Consider the following 18235-nt stretch of genomic DNA (forward strand, 5'->3'; position numbering starts at 1 on the left):
TAACTCATGCCCGCGGCGCCTGAGCTCGGGCATCTTGATGAAAACGGGTGGCTCGGTAGTCATCGTGTTCTCCTTCAGTCCGTGGAGCACGCAGCGCGCAGCTGCTCGATGGCGGTGGTCATGCTATTAGGTCTAGTTGGGATAGTAATGATGGCGGTGAGGGCGGGCCAGTAGTGACTATGCGTGCACGCTGCACGGCGTTGGAGGAGAACCAGTAACCAAGGCCATGCCGGCGGTCGCCGCACTCGTCCAGGAACGCCTGCGCTGCGTGCTTCATCCGTTCGTATGCGTCGATCAGACCGCCTTCTGCCAGCAGAAGTGCAGTCCAGCGCGCGCGGCGCATAGCGTTGAAGGGCGATCCAGAGTGGCTAGCAAGTGGGCCATCGCAGCGGTGAGCAATTGGTGAGGCGGCGGTTGGCGCCAATGCTGCGGCCGCATGGCAGAATGCGGCGGTTCAATCAGGGGACCAAGGGATGAGCAATTGGAGTCAGGTGTGGGATGGAATCAGCCCGTGCATGGAGCTTGGTGTCGGTGACTGTGTAGTGTGGTGGGACGCTTGGGTTACCGTTATAGCTGCAAGCGCATTGTTCGTCGCTGGGGTCTCCGCCGTCGTGGCGTTTTGGGGTGTCTTGGCTACAACTGTTTCCGGCGTTGCTGTATGGAAGTTGGGGCAACAGGCAAACCGCCTCGCTGAGAGCGGAGCCGAGCAAGTCAGGCTGGAGCGAATAGCGCTGGAGCAAGCGCAGGAAGCCGAGCGCAGCAGACAGTCCGTGATTGTGCTGTCCTATATATCCGCGGAGTTGGCAGAGATTTATCCATCGATCGCCGCTTTCGCCGGTAACCTCAGAAAGGAAAATGCTGAAGAGAAGTTCGTTAGGGACCAGATTTGGAGAACGGTCTGGGCCGAGGATATTGGCAGTCTAAAGGTGGCTAGGATGGAGAATGCTCTGCAGCAATTGCATCGCCTTCCATCGGATCTGGGTGGCCGCATTGCTCGGATACTCGGTGACCTCGACTCGCTTCAGCAGACCATGAAATACGCTGCTTCCGCCGTTACTGACGGCGTCGATCCAGAGCTTCGACAGATCAGGGAGTCTGGATTGGGCATGGCCTTTAGAAAATCCGCTGCTGCTTCGGCCAGAGCCGCCGCCGACATTGCACATTGCTCGCTCGAGGCTAGCGCAGTGGCGTCGACCATTGCCGATCCACCGAGGAGACCCTGACGCTTTAGCTGTATCAGCCATTGCCTCGTGAGTAGCTATAGATCTGATCGTCTTTCAACCGGATCGATGTAGTACCAGTGGCCTCGCAGCCTGAGTAGCAGGCTTTCTTTATTTGACGCCTGACGATCCCCAAGAACCAAGCGAGCGTAATGTGGAGACTTCGCCTCCATGGTGCCGTGGAACACGAGGAATCAGGCGATGAAGAAATCTCGCTCTACCGTGGAGCAGATTGCCTACGCGCTTAACCTGGTCTGCAGCGGATGTCGGTTGGTGAGTGTGTCGCAGATGGGCATCGCGGAGGTGACCTTCTACGTTTGGGGCAATACGAGGGGTGGGTCCCTTCGAGCTGAGGCGTTTACGATTGCTGAAGGAGGCAACTCGCAAGCTCAAGCAGTCGGTGGCCGAGCAGGGCTTGGACAAAGCGATACTCGAGGAGGGGCACAAAAGTGCTTTCATGCCTGCCCAAGAAGCGTGCTTGGATGGGTTGCTTGCAGGAGCGATTTGGTTGCAGTGAGCGGCCGCGCAGTGAATCGTGTCGATGTTCCACTCGGCGTTTCTCCCGGTGAGCAACGCCGACGGACAACGCGATGCTTGAAAGCCTCAATGGCTGGCTCAGGGAGGAGCGCCTGAAATCCTTCGCACCTATGACTAGGTGGGCCAGCCTTTGCGGCGGCTAGTGCTTCTGGCCAGCCTTCGTCAACAGCGATATGGCCCTTGAAACCTCTCTGTCGTCGCTCATGGCCGATGCCAGTCGGTCCGAAGTCTCAAAAAGTATGGTCCGAATGGCGGATGCATATTCTAGACACTCTTCGTCCGCGAGTGCATGAATACCTTCGCTTAGAGCGGTGTGGAGTAGTGATATTGGATTCTGGCCATTGATCAGCAATGACGTTGGGATTGCATGTTTTATAGCGTGAAATGATTTCGAAAACTGCGTCTCCCCTTTTGCTCGTTCAAGGTCGTCAATTACCGGGTCTCCTGGCAGCGTCGCGCGCAGAACGCGAATGAATTCGTCAAATATTCGCCCCTTCTGATTCTCGATTACTCTTCGATAGTAGGCAAACGCGCCGACTCCAAGACCCATAGACTCTGCTCTACGTCCCTTCAAAAAAGCTTCGCGGTCAGGACCGACAAGCGTCATGGCTTTGGCAGGTATTGGAGGGCCAAAGCTTGGTTGTTCGCCGAATTTAATTACCTCAAACGTTATCCCGACTTCGGCGTAAGCACTTCTTTTGATCTCTAGTGCAAACACCTTGGATGATAATCCGCAATCGCAACAAAGGTATTGGTAGTAGGATCTCGAGGTGCTCGGTTCATCAATGCGACCGAAAATTGAATAAGTTGTTGTTGTTTTGAAGAATCGCTCACCACCACAGTGTATGGAAGAGCAGTGCAGGCGAATTCTCGGTGGATAGACTTGTAGGCCCGACTGAATTGGGTTGGAAAACCACTTCTCAACTGTGGTTGGCACCCCGGGAGGAACATTGGCGAGAAAATCTGCAAAACTATTCATGAGTATTTGGCGAAGGCTGACCTCATTCTAGAATAGCTGCTTTGAGTTGGTGATCGCCAGTGTAGCGAGCGGTCGTCATTTGGCGCGCCGCGGCGATTCATTCTTCTGGTGTGGACAGATTCCTTGCTGGTCTCGGGATCTGCGACTGCCAGTCGTATCCTTCGGCCGTGATCTCGTCACACGGCGACTAGGATTTCCGCACCGCTTCGGTCTCGTTGCCTGGGTGCAGTTGGGGGATAGCTGGGTGCTATGGTGGAGCGGCCGCCAGATCGCCAACGTGCTCCAGTCAAGGAAGTGGTGTGCGCATGGACATCGATGCATGGAAAATGTGGCAGGTTAGGATGTGCGCACAGGCACCATTGCCCTGTTGCGCCGAACGCTACTGTGCGGCTAGGTCTGCCCGGAGATGCGGCTGCACGCGGCAGTCGCGCGCATGGCAGACGGCATCGTGATCGACTAAGGCGAGGGTAACCGCACAGCTTGCCGGCAGGGCTTAGGCAGAGGCGGCAGAGTCGGTGGAGGGATCGGTGAGTGGGGCATCTGGAGGAGCGGTTTGGGAAGGTGGCCCAAAACATGTTCCGTCTCATAGGCTGCAACGGTACGGCATGGGCAACGGTGGAAAACGAAAAAGCCGGAACCCCTTATTTGACGAGGGATTCCGGCTTTTCGTGGACCCTTACGGACCCGGTATTGGTGGAGGTGGGCGGAATTGAACCGCCGTCCGAAGGCACTCCATCCCCAGCACTACATGCTTAGCTCGCCGTTGAATCTCGTCCCCGAACAGCACGGCGTGCAAAGCGCATCCGGGAACCAGCCTGTTGTGTTCTAGTGCCGGACTGACAGGCAGCCGTCCAGCGCGATTCCATGATAGTGACTCTACACCGCGAGCATGGACACAAGCGGTTTCGAGGCTTAGGCCTTAAGCGGCCAGAGCGTAGTTGTCGTCGTTGGCAACTAGAGTTTTGCAGCTGGATTTACGAGGAAAGCTACCCCCTCGGCATGCGCCAGGCGACTTCACAACCCCCGTCGAAACCAATGCACCCCCGGTTTCTACAGTGCTGCAAGGTACAGGGCCGATTCCGTGTCACCACGAGCAGGGCCTGCCCAACGGTTGTCATGCTACGGCAAAACAGCTGAACAGTCACCTCGCGCGGCCGGACAATCCGCAACACGTTGTACTGCCTGTGTCATAGCGGATTGCTAACGTCTCCGGCACGGATTTGCGACACACTGGTCGTGACCATCCAGGGCAGGACAGAGACGGGAGACTGTGGGTGACCGACGCGATGCAACAGCGCAGCCTGCGCCAGCTGGTGGGCCCGGTCGGGGCCGACTATCAGCGACGGGCGTTGCCTCCCGGTTGGGTCTGGGCGCTGCTGGCGGTGCTGCTGGCGGCGACCTGGCTGACCGAACTGCCGGCCACCGCAGCGGTGGCGCTGGTCGCCAGCGCAGTGGTGGTGCATTGGCCGCAGCGTGGGCGCACCCATTGGCTGGGCTGGCGGCTGCCGGCGCTGGCGGTACTGGCGGCGTTGCTGTGGGGGCCGGACGTGCTGGCGCAGTGGTTCGAGCACGGCCTGGCGCTGACCTTGATGACATTGGCCAGCCTGAGCATCGGCGTTCACGTGTGGCAGTCGCGGCAGCTGGCGCGCCAGCTGCAGGGTGCAGCCGATGCCCTCGACGATACGCAGCTGCTGGCCCTGCTGCCGGCCGATGCTGCCCAGCTCGCCCAGCAGTGGCGGGCGGGCGATGACCGCCATGCGCCGGAACTGGCGGTGGTGATGCACCTGGCCGTGATGCACGCGGCCCTGGCGCCGCGCGCGCGCGGGCAGGGCTTGCTGGCCGGTTGACGGCCCGGGCCGCCGGGCATCGCCCGGCGCCACAAGGCGACGGGGCCTGCCTCAGGCGTCGCGGTTGCCGCGCCGCATCACCCGCTGCTTCTCGATCGCCCAGTCGCGATCCTTGGCCGCATCGCGCTTGTCGTGGTTCTGCTTGCCCTTGGCCAGCGCGATCTCGAGCTTGATCTTGTTCTTGCTCCAGTACATCGCGGTCGGCACGATCGTATAGCCATCACGCTCGACCTTGCCGATCAGCTTGTCGATCTCGTTCCGGTGCAGCAGCAGCTTGCGCTCGCGTCGATCCTCGGCCACCACGTGGGTGGAGGCCTGGATCAATGGAGTGATCTGTGCGCCGATCAGGTAGATCTCGCCACGCTTCACGTAAGCGTAGGCGTCGATGATGTTGCCGCGCCCCGCCCGGATCGACTTGACCTCCCAGCCCTGCAGGGCCAGCCCGGCCTCGAAGCGCTCTTCGATGTGGTACTCGTGGCGGGCACGCTTGTTCAGCGCGATGGTTTTGTTGGCCGTCGCGCTCTTTGCTTTATCCTTGCCGCTGTTCTTGCTCATTTCCGTATTGTCTCCGATTCGGGCCCGCCCGGTCGATTGCCGAAACGTCCCGTATACATGCCTACTATCCGCCGCAGCGCCCTGGTCGAACATTCGGCCGCGCGCATGTTCGACCTGGTCAACGACGTCCAGGCTTATCCGCGCCGCTTCCGCTGGTGCTCCGATGCCCGCATCCTGGAGCAGGGCGAGGACCGGCTGGTGGCGCGTCTGGACCTGGGCCTGGGTTCGTTCAGTACCTGGTTCCAGACCGAGAACACCCTGCAGCGCCCGCACAGCATCGACATGCAGCTGCGCGACGGTCCCTTCAAGCAGCTTCATGGCCGTTGGGAATTCCACGCGCTGGCCGAAGACGCCTGCAAGGTGACGCTGACCCTGGAATTCGAACCCAGCTCACGGCTGCTGGGCCCGGCGCTGGCGATCGGCTTCCAGGGTCTGGCCGATCGCATGGTCAACGATTTCGTCCGGGTCGCCGACGAGGACTGAGCGATGATCGAGGTCGAGGTGGTGCTTGCCTGGCCGCAGCGGGTGCTGTCACGCCGGTTGCAGCTGGAAGAGGGCGCCACGGTTGCCGATGCGATCGCCGCTGCCGCTCTTGAGGGCAGTGCCGGCTGCCCGGCTGCCGCCGTGCATGGTGTGCTGGCCCGCCCGCAGCAGGCACTGCTGGATGGGGACCGGGTCGAACTGCTGCGCCCGCTGCAGGCCGATCCCAAGGACAACCGCCGGCGTCGCGCGCTCGGCGGTTGAGGGCCAGGGCCCGCCCGTTGGAACGGGCCGGCGGCCTCAGCGGCCCTTCTTCTTCTTGTCCTTCGGCAGGTTGCGGCCGAACTGGCGGACGGTCTGCTGGGCCAGCGCCTTGTCGTTGGCCGGGAAATAGTCACCCTCCCAGCGCGTCACGGCGTCGTTCTCGAAATACACGGTGAAGTTCTTCACTTCCGTGCGGCCGAGACGGTCGACCCGCTGGCTGGAGGTGTAGTCCCAGCGCTGGGCATGGAACGGGTCCGGCACGGAGGGCGTGCCCAGCAGCGCGTTCACCTGCTGCTTGCTTTGCCCGACCTGCAGCTTGGCCACGGCATCTTCCCGGATCAGGTTGCCCTGATAGATGGGTTGCTTGTAGATGATGCCGCACCCGGTGGTGGACAGGGCGACGGCGGCGACCAACAGGAGATTGCGCATCGGGACTGGCGGTTGGGGAAATCGAACCGATGATACACTCCCGGCGTGCCACCGCGACCCAATCCGAGGCAGCTGGCGCTAAATCGCCAATGAACGGAGACCTATGGAAACCCACGACCTGCGTAAAGTCGGCCTGAAGGTAACCCATCCACGGATGCGGATCCTGGCGCTGCTCGAGCAGCGCACTGCCCAGCACCACATGACCGCCGAAGACATCTACCGCCAGCTGCTGGAGCATGGTGACGAGATCGGCCTGGCCACGGTGTACCGGGTGCTGACCCAGTTCGAGGCTGCCGGCCTCGTGCTCAAGCACAATTTCGAAGGCGGCCAGGCCGTCTATGAACTGGACCGCGGCGGCCATCACGATCACATGGTCGATGTGGACAGCGGCAAGATCATCGAGTTCGAAAGTACCGAGATCGAGGAACTGCAGCGCAAGATCGCGGCCGATCACGGCTATGAGCTGGAAGAACACTCGCTGGTGCTGTACGTGCGCAAGAAGCGCAGATAGGCACCCCCTGCGTGCCGGTTGCGACGAGACCCCGGGTTGGCCCCGGGGTTTTTTCGTCAGCGCGGCGGAGTGACCGCCGGGTGCGATGGCGGCATCAGCATCCGCAGATCCACGGCTTCGGCCATGGCCCGGTTGCCGGCATCGCCCGGGTGCAGATGGTCGCCTGAATCGTAGGCGGCGGCCATCCGTGAGGGATCGGCGGGGTCGCGCAGCACTGCATCCAGGTCGATCACCGCATCGAATGGGCTGTCCTGCCGCAGCCAGGCATTGAGCTGCTGGCGCAGTGCGTCCTTGTCCGGCTGGTAGTAGTCGTCCAGCGGGGTGCCGGGCAGGGCACCGGCGAACGGCGGCAGGGTTGCGCCGACAATGCGCAGTCCATGGCGATGGGCCTGTCCGGCCAGGCTGCGATAGCCGGCCTGCAGTTCGGCGAGCCCGGGCCGGGCCTGGCCGCGCGCGAACGCTGTGCCCGGCCAGCTGATGTCGTTGATGCCGATCAGCACGATCACACTGGCGACACCGGGCTGGTCGAGGACATCGCGCGGGAAGCGGGCCAGCGCGGATTCTCCCATGCCGTCGCGCAGCAGGCGTCCGCCGGAGATGCCAGCGTTGACCACTGCGATTCCCTGCGGTGCCAGCCGTGCGGCGAGATGGTCGGTCCAGCGCTGGTCCTGGTCGAGGCTGGCCGTTGCGCCATCGGTGATCGAGTCGCCGATCACCACCACGCTGCGCGCGCGGGCTGCGGTTTCGACGTCGATGCCGGACAGCAGCAGGCGGGCCGTGGTGCCGCGGGCACCGTCCAGGTCCGCGGCCAGGCTCTGGTCACCCGGTGCGATCCAACTGGTCTGCCGGCCCTCCCAGTGGAACGTCCGCAGCGGCGTGGGCTGTGGCAGATGGATGCTGACCTGCAGCGACTGCAGGTCGCGCGTGGGCAGCGGCAGCGCGTCGCTGAGCCGGTCCTGGCCAGGCGCGATCAGCACGCCGGGCTGGCCATCGAAGGTCAGCGCCTGCGGCACCTCGCCCGGATGTGCCGCCAGGGTGGCCCGGCCCACCTGCAGTGGCTGTGTCCCGTAGGCGTTGCTCAAGCGGACACGCAGGCGCGAGCCGCCCAGGCTGATGCGGACGGTCTGGCGGAAGGTCTGGTCGGCCAGCTCTGCGGGGATCAGCGTCGGAAACAGGAAGTCTGCCTGCCAAACCGGTTGTGGACTGGCTTGCCAGCTGGCCACCCAGTGCCGGGGAGGGGCGGCCGTGGCGCTGGCTGCTGCGGACAGGGTGAGCAGGGCAGCGGTGGTCAACGTGCTCAGGCGGTTCATCGGAAGGGTCCGTCGGAAGGAGGGGCCATGGTGTCCCTGCCGCTTTCTGTGAACTAGACTGCGCCTGGATAATCATCTGTGAACTGGATTCATCGCCATGCCGCGACCCGACATCAATCGCTCCGGCGAGCTGGAAGTGTTCGTGAGGGTGATCGAAACCGGCGGATTCTCTGCGGCGGCCCGCAGCCTGGACATGACGCCCTCGGCGGTCAGCAAGCTGGTGGCGCGGCTGGAGCAGCGGCTGGGCACGCGCCTGCTGCAGCGATCCACCCGCCAGCTGCAGCTGACCCCGGAGGGCTGCGCCTTCTATGAGCGCGGGCTGCGCGTGCTTGCTGACCTGGAAGAGGCCGAGCGCTGTGCGAGCGCGCATGCCGAACCGCGCGGGCGGCTGCGGGTGAATGCCAACGTGCCCTTCGGACAGCATTTCCTGCTGCCATTGCTGCCCATGTTCCTGCAGCAGCACCCGCAGGTGGGGGTGGACCTGACCCTGACCGATGAAGTGATCGATCTGCTCGAGCAGCGCACCGATGTGGCCGTGCGGGCCGGTCCGCTGAAGAGTTCCCGCCTGGTGGCACGACGGTTGGGGGCGACGCGGATGATGATCGTGGCCTCACCCGGCTATGCGCAGCGACACGGTCTTCCTGGCAACGTCGACGACCTGCAGACGCACAACCGGCTGGACATCGGCCATGCGCGGGCGATGCAGGGGTGGCCGCTGCTGCAGGGCGGCCAGGTGCTGCGCGTGCCCACCAGCGGCAATGCGCGCGCCAGCAACGGCGATGCCCTGCGGCAGCTGGTGCTGGGAGGGCTCGGGCTGGCCCGGCTGGCCGCGTTCCAGGTCAGGGACGACATAGCGGCCGGGCGGCTGCTGCCGGTGCTGGAAGAGGCCAATCCCGGCGATCTGGAAGAGGTGCACGCGGTATTCCTGGGGCAGGGTGGCTATCTGCCGCTGCGGGTGCGTGCGTTCCTGGATTTCCTGGTGGAAAAGGTGGATCTGGCGCGGCCGCTGGGGTGAACCTGCGGTGGGACGGACCGGGCGTCGCTCGACGCCGCCGGCGTCAGACCTGCAGCAGCTTGCGGGCGGCGGCGCGCGCTTCCTTGCTCACTTCGACGCCACCGAGCATGCGTGCCAGTTCTTCCTCGCGTGCCTTGAGGTCCAGCTTCTCCACCGCACTCTGGGTCATGCCTTCCACCGGTGCCTTGCTGACCCGGTAGTGGGCATGGCCCTTGGACGCGACCTGCGGCAGGTGGGTCACGCACAGCACCTGGCGCTTCTCGCCAAGGGCGCGCAGTTTCTGGCCGACGATGTCGGCCACCGCGCCACCGATGCCCGAGTCGACTTCGTCGAACACCATGGTCGGCACGGCGTCCAGGTCGAGCGCGGCCACTTCGATTGCCAGCGAGATGCGCGACAGTTCGCCACCCGAGGCCACCTTGCGCAGGGCGCGTGGTGGTTGACCGGCATTGGCCGCGACCAGGAACTCCACGCGTTCGGCGCCCTGCGGGTCGGGCTTGCCGCCGTCCTGGGGTTCCAGCTCGATCAGGAACTGGCCACCGCCCATGCCCAGCTCGGCGATGATGCCGGTGGTGGTGGTCGACAGCGCGGCCGCCGCACTGCGCCGGCTTGCGGTCAGTGCTTCGGCCTGCACCCGCCAGGCGGCCGCGGCCTTGTCGATCTCGCCGGCCAGGCGCTGCAGCCGTTCGTCGGCGCCGCGCAGCTGCTCCACTTCGGCATGCATGCGCTCGCGCTGCGCGCCCAGTTCGTCCATCGGCACGCGATGCTTGCGCGCAAGGTCGTGCAGGCGGCCGAGACGGCGCTCGTTCTCCTCGAACTGCTCGGGGTCGGCATCCAGGTCGTCGTGCACGCGGTCGAGCAGGGACAGGGCTTCGTGCAGCTGGATCGACGCGTTTTCGATCAGGCTGTCCACCTCGCCCAGGCGCGGGTCGTGTTCGATCAGCCGGGCCAGTTCGTGCCGCACCTGCTGCAGCTGATCCAGCGCCGAGCTGCCCTCGTCGCCGTTGAGCTGGTTGCTGGCGGCCTGGCAGGCGGTCAGCAGCGCGCTGGCATGGGCCTGGCGCCGATGGCTGGCGCCCAGCGCGAGGATCGATTCGGGCTCCAGATCCTCACGGTCCAGTTCGCGCAGCTGATGCTCGAGGAAACCGATACGGTCACTGACGTCGCCCTGTTGCGACAGCGCCAGGGATTCATCGACCAGTGCCTGCCAGGCGGCTGCGGCGCGGCGGACCTGACGGCGCTCTTCCTCGTTGCCGGCATAGGCATCAAGCAGGGCCAGCTGGGAAGGACGCGCCAGCAGGGCCTGCTGTTCATGCTGGCCGTGGATTTCCACCAGCAGCGCGGCCAGTTCGCCCAGCTGGGCGAGGGTGACCGGGCGGCCGTTGATCCAGGCCCGCGAACCGCCGTCAGCGCGGATCACGCGGCGCAGCTGGCACTGGTCCTCATCGTCCAGCTCGTTGTCGGCCAGCCACTGGCGTGCGGCCTGCAGATGCTCCAGCGCGAACTCGGCCGACAGCTCGGCGCGGGCGGCACCGTGGCGGACCACGCCGCTGTCGGCGCGCAGGCCGGACAGGAAGCCCAGCGCGTCGACCATCAGCGACTTGCCGGCGCCGGTCTCGCCTGAAACCACGGTCATGCCAGGCCCGAATTCAAGTTCGGTAGCGCGGACGACGGCGAAATCCTTGATCGATAGGTGTCTGAGCATGGGTCTGGGGGTATCTGAGCCGCGCAACGCTAGCACGCGCACGCGGGCGGTCCAATGGCTTGCCAAGGTGATCCGGCGCCATTATCTAGTCTCCGTGTCTCACAGGTTGATTCCATGCACGGTTCCGCCGACCAACTCGCCCCGCGCGCGCGCCATCTGCTGCGCACGCTGATCGCGCGCCACATCCAGGATGGTGAGCCCGTGGGCTCGCAGACGCTGGCGCGCGTGGCCGGGCTGGAAGTCAGCCCGGCCACCATCCGCAACATCCTCGGCGACCTGGAGGACCTGGGCCTGCTGGCGTCGCCGCATACCTCCGCCGGGCGGATCCCGACCGCGCATGGCTACCGGGTGTTTGTCGACAGCCTGCTGCAGATGCAGCCGCCGGGCGAGGGCGAGCTGGCCCGCTTGCGCCAGGAACTGGCCGGTGGCGGCAGCACCCAGGCCCTGCTCGGCAGTGCCTCCGAGCTGCTGTCGGCGATGAGCCACTTCGTCGGCGTGGTCAGCGCGCCGCGGCGCGAGCAGTTCGCCTTCCGCCAGATCGATTTCGTGGCGCTGGACGGCCGCCGGGTGCTGGCGATCCTGGTGTTCGCCGACAACGAGGTCCAGAACCGGGTGATCGAAACCCGCCAGGACTTCGCGCCGGGCCAGCTGGAGCAGGTCGCCAATTACCTCAACGCCCATTTCGCCGGGCTGCCGCTGGCGGAGATCCGGGCGCGCCTGCTGCTGGAGCTGCGCGATGCCCGTTCCGAGCTGGAGCAGCTGCTGGCGCACAGCATCGAACTGGCCGAGCAGGCCCTGCAGCCCGCGGCCGACGACATGCTGGTGGCGGGCCAGACCCGCCTGATGGGGGTCCAGGACCTGTCCGACCTGGAGCGCCTGCGCGAACTGTTCGAGCTGTTTTCCAGCAAGCGCGAGATCCTGCAGCTGCTGGAGCGGACCATCCAGGCCCCGGGCGTGCGCATCTTCATCGGCGAAGAGACCGGGATGATGCCGCTGCAGGGCGTTTCGCTGGTGACCGCCCCGTATGCGGCCAATGGGCAGGTGCTGGGCGTGCTGGGGGTGATCGGGCCGAAGCGGATGGCCTACGACCGCATGATCCCGCTGGTACAGGCCACCGCCGACGTCCTGGGCGCGGCCTTTTCACCGACCGGGCGCGGATCCGGTGCCGCGGACGCTTGAAACGCAGCATCCCGCCCACACTAGGGTGGGTGGAGGCGGGGAGTGACCGCCAGGGACCCAGACATGAACCACGAACATCCAGATTTCGAATCCCAGCAGAGCGCCGCCGACGCGGCCGCCGCAGCAGGCGTCAATGACGAAGTGGAGCGCCTGCGCGCGGAAGTCGAGCAGGTCAGGGCCGATGCGCTGCGTGAGCGCGCCGACCTGGAGAACCAGCGCAAGCGCGTGGCCCGCGACATCGAGCAGGCCCGCAAGTTCGCCAACGAGAAGCTGCTGGGCGAACTGCTGCCCGTGTTCGACAGCCTGGATGCCGGCCTGAAGGCCGCCGGCGACGACCCGCACCCGCTGCGCGAGGGCCTGGAGCTGACCTACAAGCAGCTGCTGAAGGTCGCCGCCGACAACGGCCTGGTCCTGATTGACCCGACCGGCCAGCCGTTCAACCCGGAGCACCACCAGGCGATCAGCCAGGTGCCGGCCCCGGACGCCGCCCCGGGCAGCGTGGTGACCGTGTTCCAGAAGGGCTATCTGCTCAACGAGCGCCTGCTGCGGCCGGCGCTGGTGGTGGTGGCCGCCGACTGACCCCTGTGCTCCGGGCGGACGGCCGCCGGGCATGGCCCGGCGCTACCCGCCTCGCCGGATGGGTAGCGCTGGGCCATGCCCGGCGAACCTTGAACGGCTGAACACAGCGTTCGGGAGATGGCTTGAATGTTCCACGAGCCTCCCCCACATCCCATTCATCCACCGGCCGAGCGGCCGGACTGACATCCACACAGCATTTCTCAGGAGTCTCCCCCATGGGCAAGATCATTGGTATCGACCTCGGCACCACCAACTCGTGCGTGGCGATCATGGACGGCGGCAAGGCCCGCGTCATCGAGAATTCGGAAGGCGATCGCACCACCCCGTCGATCGTCGCCTACACCAAGGACGGCGAAGTCCTGGTCGGTGCCTCGGCCAAGCGCCAGGCGGTGACCAACCCGAAGAACACCTTCTACGCGGTGAAGCGCCTGATCGGCCGCAAGTTCACCGACGCCGAGGTGCAGAAGGACATCGCCCACGTCCCGTACAGCATCCTCGCCCATGACAATGGTGATGCGTGGGTGGCCACCAGCGACGCCAAGAAGATGGCGCCGCAGGAAATCTCGGCCAAGGTACTGGAGAAGATGAAGAAGACCGCCGAGGACTTCCTCGGTGAGAAGGTCACCGAAGCGGTCATCACCGTGCCGGCCTACTTCAACGACAGCCAGCGCCAGGCCACCAAGGATGCTGGCCGCATCGCGGGCCTGGACGTCAAGCGCATCATCAACGAGCCGACCGCGGCCGCGCTGGCCTATGGCCTGGACAAGGGCGACAACAAGGATCGCAAGATCGTGGTGTACGACCTGGGCGGCGGTACCTTCGACGTCTCGGTGATCGAGATCGCCAACGTCGACGGCGAGAAGCAGTTCGAAGTGCTGGCCACCAACGGCGACACCTTCCTGGGCGGCGAAGACTTCGACAACCGCGTCATCGAGTACCTGGTGGAAGAGTTCAACAAGGACCAGGGCATCGACCTGCGCAAGGATCCGCTGGCTCTGCAGCGCCTGAAGGACGCTGCCGAGCGTGCCAAGATCGAGCTGTCCAGCGCCCAGCAGACCGAAGTGAACCTGCCGTACGTCACCGCTGACGCGTCGGGTCCGAAGCACCTGAACATCAAGCTGACCCGCGCCAAGCTGGAAGCGCTGGTGGAAGACCTGATCAAGAAGTCGATCGAGCCGTGCCGCGTCGCCCTGAACGATGCCGGCCTGCGTTCGAGCGACATCAGCGAAGTGATCCTGGTCGGCGGCCAGACCCGCATGCCGAAGGTGCAGCAGGCGGTGACCGAGTTCTTCGGCAAGGAGCCGCGCAAGGACGTCAACCCGGACGAAGCCGTGGCACTGGGTGCGGCGATCCAGGGTGGCGTGCTGGGCGGCGACGTCAAGGACGTGCTGCTGCTGGACGTGACCCCGCTGTCGCTGGGCATCGAAACCATGGGCGGCGTGTTCACCAAGATCATCGAGAAGAACACCACCATCCCGACCAAGGCCTCGCAGGTGTTCTCCACCGCCGAGGACAACCAGTCGGCCGTGACCGTGCACGTGCTGCAGGGTGAGCGCGAACAGGCCCGCTTCAACAAGTCGCTGGCCAAGTTCGACCTGTCCGGCATCGAGCCGGCGCCGCGTGGCCTGCCGCAGGTGGAAGTGTCCTTCGACATCGACGCCAACGGCATCCTGCATGTGTCGGCCAAGGACAAGAAGACGAACAAGGAACAGAAGGTCGAGATCAAGGCCGGCTCTGGCCTGTCCGAGGAAGAGATCGCGCGCATGGTCGCCGACGCGGAAGCCAACCGCGAAGAAGACAAGAAGTTCCAGGAGCTGGTGCAGGCCCGCAACCAGGCCGATGCCCTGATCCACGGCACCCGCAGCGCCATCACCGAGCACGGCAGCAAGGTCGGCGGCGATGTCATCGGCAAGGTTGAAGCGGCTCTGGCCGATCTTGAAACCGCGATGAAGGGCGACGACAAGGCACAGATCGAAGCCAAGTCGAAGGTGCTGGAGGAAGCCGGCCAGTCGCTGTTCGCCGCAGCGTCGGCAGAGCAGGGCGGTGCCCCGGGCGCCGATGCCGGCAATGCCGGCAAGGGCAACGACGACGTGGTGGACGCCGAGTTCACCGAAGTCAAGGACGACAAGAAGTCCTGATCCGGACCGACGCGGGACGCTGCCTGGCAGCGTCCCGTTGTCGCATCAGGGTCCTGACCGCCTCCGGCGCGTCGGGGCGCCCGACGCAAGAGCGGACCTGGTTCCGCTCTTCCGCTTTGACGAATCCCGACATTCCGGAAGCCGATTCACGATATGAGCAAGCGCGATTACTACGAAGTGCTGGGCGTGGCCCGCACCGCCAACGAAGAAGAGCTGAAGAAGGCTTACCGCCGTTGCGCGATGAAGTTCCATCCGGACCGAAATCCGGGTGATGCGGCTGCCGAAGCCTCCTTCAAGGAGTGCAAGGAAGCCTACGAGGTCCTGTCCGACGGCAACAAGCGCCGGATGTATGACAGCCACGGCCATGCCGCCTTCGAGCACGGCATGGGCGGGGGCGGTCCGGGCGGCCCGGACATGAACGACATCTTCGGCGACATCTTCGGCAACATCTTCGGTGGTGCCGGCGGCGGTCCGCGCCAGGCACGCCGCGGTGCCGACATCGGTTACGTGATGGAGCTGGACCTGGAAGAAGCGGTGCGTGGCGTCGAGCGCCGCATCGAGATCCCGACGCTGGCCGAATGCGGCGATTGCGATGGCAGTGGCTCGGAAGACGGCAAGGTGGAGACCTGCAACGTCTGCCACGGCCGCGGCCAGGTGCGCATCCAGCGCGGCATCTTCGCCATGCAGCAGGCCTGCCACAACTGCGGCGGCCGCGGCCAGATCATCGCCAAGCCCTGCAAGACCTGCCACGGCAATGGCCGTGTCGAGGAAGACAAGGTGCTGTCGGTGAAGGTGCCGGCGGGCGTCGACACCGGCGATCGCATCCGCCTGGCTGGCGAGGGCGAAGCGGGGCCGGCCGGCACGCCGCCGGGCGACCTGTACGTGGAAGTGCGCGTGCGCGAGCACCCCATCTTCCAGCGCGATGGCGACGATCTGCATTGTGAAGTGCCGATCCGCATCTCGCAGGCGGCGCTCGGCGATACCGTGCGCGTGGCGACGCTGGGCGGCGAAGCGGAGATCCGCATTCCGGCAGAGACCCAGACCGGCAAACTGTTCCGCCTGCGCGGCAAGGGCGTGCGTTCGGTGCGCAGCCGCAGCGAGGGCGATCTGTATTGCCGCGTGGTGGTCGAGACGCCGGTCAACCTGACCAACGACCAGCGCAGGCTGCTGGAGCAGTTCGAGGCCACCTTCGTCGGTGAGGAAGCGCGCAAGCACTCGCCGAAGTCCGCCACCTTCATGGACGGCGTGAAGGGCTTCTGGGACCGGATGACGTCCTGAATTTTCAACGCAAGCGTTGAACGGTAGCGCCGGGCCATGCCCGGCGTTTCTGTGCATGGGGTCAGCGGAAGAACGCCGCCGGGGTCTGCCCCAGCTGGCGCTTGAACATGCTGGTAAACGCGCTGGGGCTGTCGTAGCCCATCGCCAGTGCGACATCGATGACCTTCTCGCCGGTCGCCAGCCGTTCCATTGCCGCCAGCAGCCGCGCCTGCTGCCGCCACTGGCCGAAGGTCATGCCCAGTTCGTTGGCGAAGTGGCGCTGGATGGTTTTCACATCCACTTCCAGTGACTGCGCCCAGTCCTGCAGCGTGGCGTCATCGCCGGGGTGCTTCTGCAGGTGCTGGCAGATCCGCTGCAGGCGCGGATCGGTAGGCGCGGGCAGGTGCAGCGGCAATACGTCCATGCGATGCAGCTCGTCCAGCAGAAGGCGCACCACGCGGCCATCGCGGCTGTCTTCGATGTGCTCGCCCTTGATCAGGGTGGCTGCCTGCAGCAGTTCGCGCAGCAGCGGTGCCACCTGTACCGCGAACGGTTCGGCCGGCAGTTGCGGGGCGAATGATGGGTCGATGTACAGGCTGCGCATGTGCACGGCGGCAATGCAGTCCACCGCGTGCACCATGCCGGCCGGCATCCAGATCGCACGGGTGGAGGGCACGACCCAGCGACCGACTTCCGAGCGCACCACCATCAGCCCGGAGATGGCATAGACCAGCTGGTGGCGCTGGTGCTTGTGGCCTGCGATACGGGTGCCGGCCGGGTACTGGGTAACCCGGTAGGTGACCGGGCGATGCAGCGGCACATCGCGCCACGGCGCAGCCGGGTCGACATCGCCGCCGATGTCCTTTTTGCGATAGGCCATGACCCGAACGCGGCAGAAGGGAAGGGAAGTCAACCGTAGCATGCGGGGCTCGCCCCCAATCTGACTGCGTCCATGTCGACTCTGGCTTCCCCTGCAACGACCTCCGGCCCGGTGGCGCCCGGCGTACTGGCCGCCATCTCAACCTCGCATGTCGTCAACGACATGATGCAGTCGTTGATCCTGGCGATCTATCCGGTCATCAAGGGTGGCTTCAATCTCAGCTTCACCCAGATCGGCCTGATCACGCTGACTTACCAGCTCACCGCGTCGATCTTCCAACCGCTGGTGGGGATGCATACCGACCGCCATCCAGCGCCGTACTCGTTGCCGATCGGCATGGCCTCGACGCTGTGCGGGATGCTGCTGCTCGGCTTCGCGCCGAACTATGCGGTGGTCCTGATGGCCGCCGCGCTGGTCGGCATCGGATCGGCGATCTTCCACCCGGAAGCGTCGCGCATCGCACGGCTGGCGTCCGGCGGCCGCCATGGCTTCGCACAGTCGGTGTTCCAGGTCGGCGGCAACTTCGGCACCGCGCTGGGGCCGCTGATTGCCGCCGCCGTGATCGTGCCGTACGGCCAGCATGCGGCCTCATGGTTTGCCGGTGCTGCGCTGGTCGGCATCGCCCTGCTGACCTATGTGAGCCGCTGGTATGCGCTGCACCTGGGCGCACCCCGCCCGGCGGGCGTGGCGGCGGTGGCGTCGCGGCATCCTCCGCGCACCGTGGCCAAGGTGCTGGCGATCCTGCTGGTGCTGATCTTCAGCAAGTACTTCTACATGGCGAGCATCGGCAGCTACTTCACCTTCTACCTGATCCACCATTTCGGCATTCCGGTGGCGCAGGCGCAGCTGCACCTGTTCGCGTTCCTGGTGGCTTCGGCGGCGGGTGGCTTCCTGGGCGGACCGCTGGGCGATCGCATCGGCCGCAAGCCGATCATCTGGACCTCGATCCTGGGTGTGGCGCCGTTCGCACTGGCGTTGCCGCATGCGAATCTGCTGTGGACCACGGTGCTGGCAGTGCTGATCGGTTTCGTGTTGTCGTCTGCCTTCTCTGCCATCGTGGTCTATGCGCAGGAGATGATGCCGCACCGCATCGGCATGGTGTCCGGCCTGTTCTTCGGCTTCGCCTTCGGCATGGGTGGACTGGGTGCTGCCGTGCTCGGCCTGCTGGCGGACAGGACCAGCATTGAGTACGTCTACCAGCTGACCGCGTTCCTGCCGTTGCTCGGCATCGTGGCGGCGTGGCTACCGCCGTCGCGGCCTGCTGCTCACTGAGGGAGGGTGGGTTTGCAGGGCTTGCAGCCCTGCACCTGCAGAGGCAACGGCAACAACCGAAGCGCGCTATCCGTGGAT

Annotated in this window: 17 protein-coding genes and 1 other RNA gene; 11 read left to right on the forward strand and 7 right to left on the reverse strand. The window is 65.1% G+C overall.

The genetic code is table 11. From position 1 onward, the window contains the following. Positions 1 to 515 precede the first annotated feature (515 nt). On the forward strand, positions 516 to 1223 hold the full coding sequence (locus tag ACVOKU_RS13840) for a hypothetical protein (protein ID WP_481560207.1): 708 nt from the start codon (positions 516 to 518) through the stop codon (positions 1221 to 1223). A 673-nt stretch (positions 1224 to 1896) separates the two neighbouring features. Here ACVOKU_RS13840 and ACVOKU_RS13845 read toward each other — a convergent pair. Continuing rightward, on the reverse strand, positions 1897 to 2736 hold the full coding sequence (locus tag ACVOKU_RS13845) for a hypothetical protein (protein WP_481560208.1): 840 nt from the start codon (positions 2734 to 2736) through the stop codon (positions 1897 to 1899). Between the two features lie 691 nt (positions 2737 to 3427). Next, positions 3428 to 3781, reverse strand: a transfer-messenger RNA (tmRNA) gene (ssrA, locus tag ACVOKU_RS13850). Between the two features lie 229 nt (positions 3782 to 4010). On the opposite strand from ssrA, the gene ACVOKU_RS13855 reads away from it, so the two are divergent. Next, positions 4011 to 4583, forward strand: coding sequence for a hypothetical protein (locus tag ACVOKU_RS13855; RefSeq protein ID WP_481560209.1), 573 nt, complete (start codon positions 4011 to 4013; stop codon positions 4581 to 4583). A gap of 51 nt (positions 4584 to 4634) precedes the next feature. Here ACVOKU_RS13855 and smpB read toward each other — a convergent pair whose 3' ends face one another. Beyond that, complete coding sequence (gene smpB, locus ACVOKU_RS13860) at positions 4635 to 5138, reverse strand: SsrA-binding protein SmpB (protein WP_019661238.1); 504 nt, start codon at positions 5136 to 5138, stop codon at positions 4635 to 4637. A gap of 57 nt (positions 5139 to 5195) precedes the next feature. On the opposite strand from smpB, the gene ACVOKU_RS13865 reads away from it, so the two are divergent. After that, positions 5196 to 5621 (forward strand): type II toxin-antitoxin system RatA family toxin, encoded by a 426-nt coding sequence (locus tag ACVOKU_RS13865; RefSeq protein WP_053519703.1) that lies wholly within the window; start codon positions 5196 to 5198, stop codon positions 5619 to 5621. 3 nt (positions 5622 to 5624) lie between these two features. Continuing rightward, a complete protein-coding gene (locus ACVOKU_RS13870) occupies positions 5625 to 5882 on the forward strand; it encodes an RnfH family protein (protein ID WP_053519704.1) in 258 nt (85 codons plus the stop codon). 36 nt (positions 5883 to 5918) lie between these two features. Here ACVOKU_RS13870 and ACVOKU_RS13875 read toward each other — a convergent pair whose 3' ends face one another. Then, entirely contained in the window at positions 5919 to 6311 is a 393-nt protein-coding gene (locus tag ACVOKU_RS13875; RefSeq protein ID WP_053519705.1) for an outer membrane protein assembly factor BamE, read from the reverse strand. Positions 6312 to 6414: 103 nt separating this feature from the next. Here ACVOKU_RS13875 and fur point away from each other — a divergent pair, with 103 nt between their 5' ends. Beyond that, positions 6415 to 6822, forward strand: a complete 408-nt coding sequence (gene fur / locus ACVOKU_RS13880) for a ferric iron uptake transcriptional regulator (RefSeq protein ID WP_053519706.1) — start codon at positions 6415 to 6417, stop codon at positions 6820 to 6822. A 56-nt stretch (positions 6823 to 6878) separates the two neighbouring features. On the opposite strand, the gene ACVOKU_RS13885 is transcribed toward fur, so the two are convergent. Continuing rightward, positions 6879 to 8132 (reverse strand): SGNH/GDSL hydrolase family protein, encoded by a 1254-nt coding sequence (locus tag ACVOKU_RS13885; RefSeq protein WP_481560210.1) that lies wholly within the window; start codon positions 8130 to 8132, stop codon positions 6879 to 6881. A gap of 97 nt (positions 8133 to 8229) precedes the next feature. Between ACVOKU_RS13885 and ACVOKU_RS13890 the strand changes: the two genes are divergently transcribed. Next, positions 8230 to 9147: a LysR family transcriptional regulator gene (locus tag ACVOKU_RS13890; RefSeq protein ID WP_481560211.1), complete on the forward strand. Its 918-nt coding sequence runs from the start codon at positions 8230 to 8232 to the stop codon at positions 9145 to 9147. A 43-nt stretch (positions 9148 to 9190) separates the two neighbouring features. Here ACVOKU_RS13890 and recN read toward each other — a convergent pair whose 3' ends face one another. Next, positions 9191 to 10852: a DNA repair protein RecN gene (gene recN / locus ACVOKU_RS13895; protein WP_053519709.1), complete on the reverse strand. Its 1662-nt coding sequence runs from the start codon at positions 10850 to 10852 to the stop codon at positions 9191 to 9193. A gap of 114 nt (positions 10853 to 10966) precedes the next feature. Between recN and hrcA the strand changes: the two genes are divergently transcribed. From hrcA to dnaJ, 4 genes are all read left to right on the forward strand, one after another. Beyond that, positions 10967 to 12031 (forward strand): heat-inducible transcriptional repressor HrcA, encoded by a 1065-nt coding sequence (hrcA, locus tag ACVOKU_RS13900; protein ID WP_053519710.1) that lies wholly within the window; start codon positions 10967 to 10969, stop codon positions 12029 to 12031. Positions 12032 to 12094: 63 nt separating this feature from the next. Beyond that, positions 12095 to 12610 (forward strand): nucleotide exchange factor GrpE, encoded by a 516-nt coding sequence (gene grpE / locus ACVOKU_RS13905; protein ID WP_053519711.1) that lies wholly within the window; start codon positions 12095 to 12097, stop codon positions 12608 to 12610. Positions 12611 to 12825: 215 nt separating this feature from the next. Then, complete coding sequence (gene dnaK, locus ACVOKU_RS13910; protein WP_053519712.1) at positions 12826 to 14748, forward strand: molecular chaperone DnaK; 1923 nt, start codon at positions 12826 to 12828, stop codon at positions 14746 to 14748. A gap of 153 nt (positions 14749 to 14901) precedes the next feature. Beyond that, a complete protein-coding gene (gene dnaJ, locus ACVOKU_RS13915) occupies positions 14902 to 16026 on the forward strand; it encodes a molecular chaperone DnaJ (RefSeq protein ID WP_053519713.1) in 1125 nt (374 codons plus the stop codon). 61 nt (positions 16027 to 16087) lie between these two features. Here dnaJ and ACVOKU_RS13920 read toward each other — a convergent pair whose 3' ends face one another. After that, entirely contained in the window at positions 16088 to 16885 is a 798-nt protein-coding gene (locus ACVOKU_RS13920; protein ID WP_481560212.1) for an AraC family transcriptional regulator, read from the reverse strand. A gap of 72 nt (positions 16886 to 16957) precedes the next feature. Between ACVOKU_RS13920 and ACVOKU_RS13925 the strand changes: the two genes are divergently transcribed. Next, positions 16958 to 18157: an MFS transporter gene (locus ACVOKU_RS13925; protein ID WP_481560213.1), complete on the forward strand. Its 1200-nt coding sequence runs from the start codon at positions 16958 to 16960 to the stop codon at positions 18155 to 18157. Positions 18158 to 18235: the final 78 nt, after the last annotated feature.

This window comes from Stenotrophomonas sp. STEN147 (genome assembly GCF_056757995.1).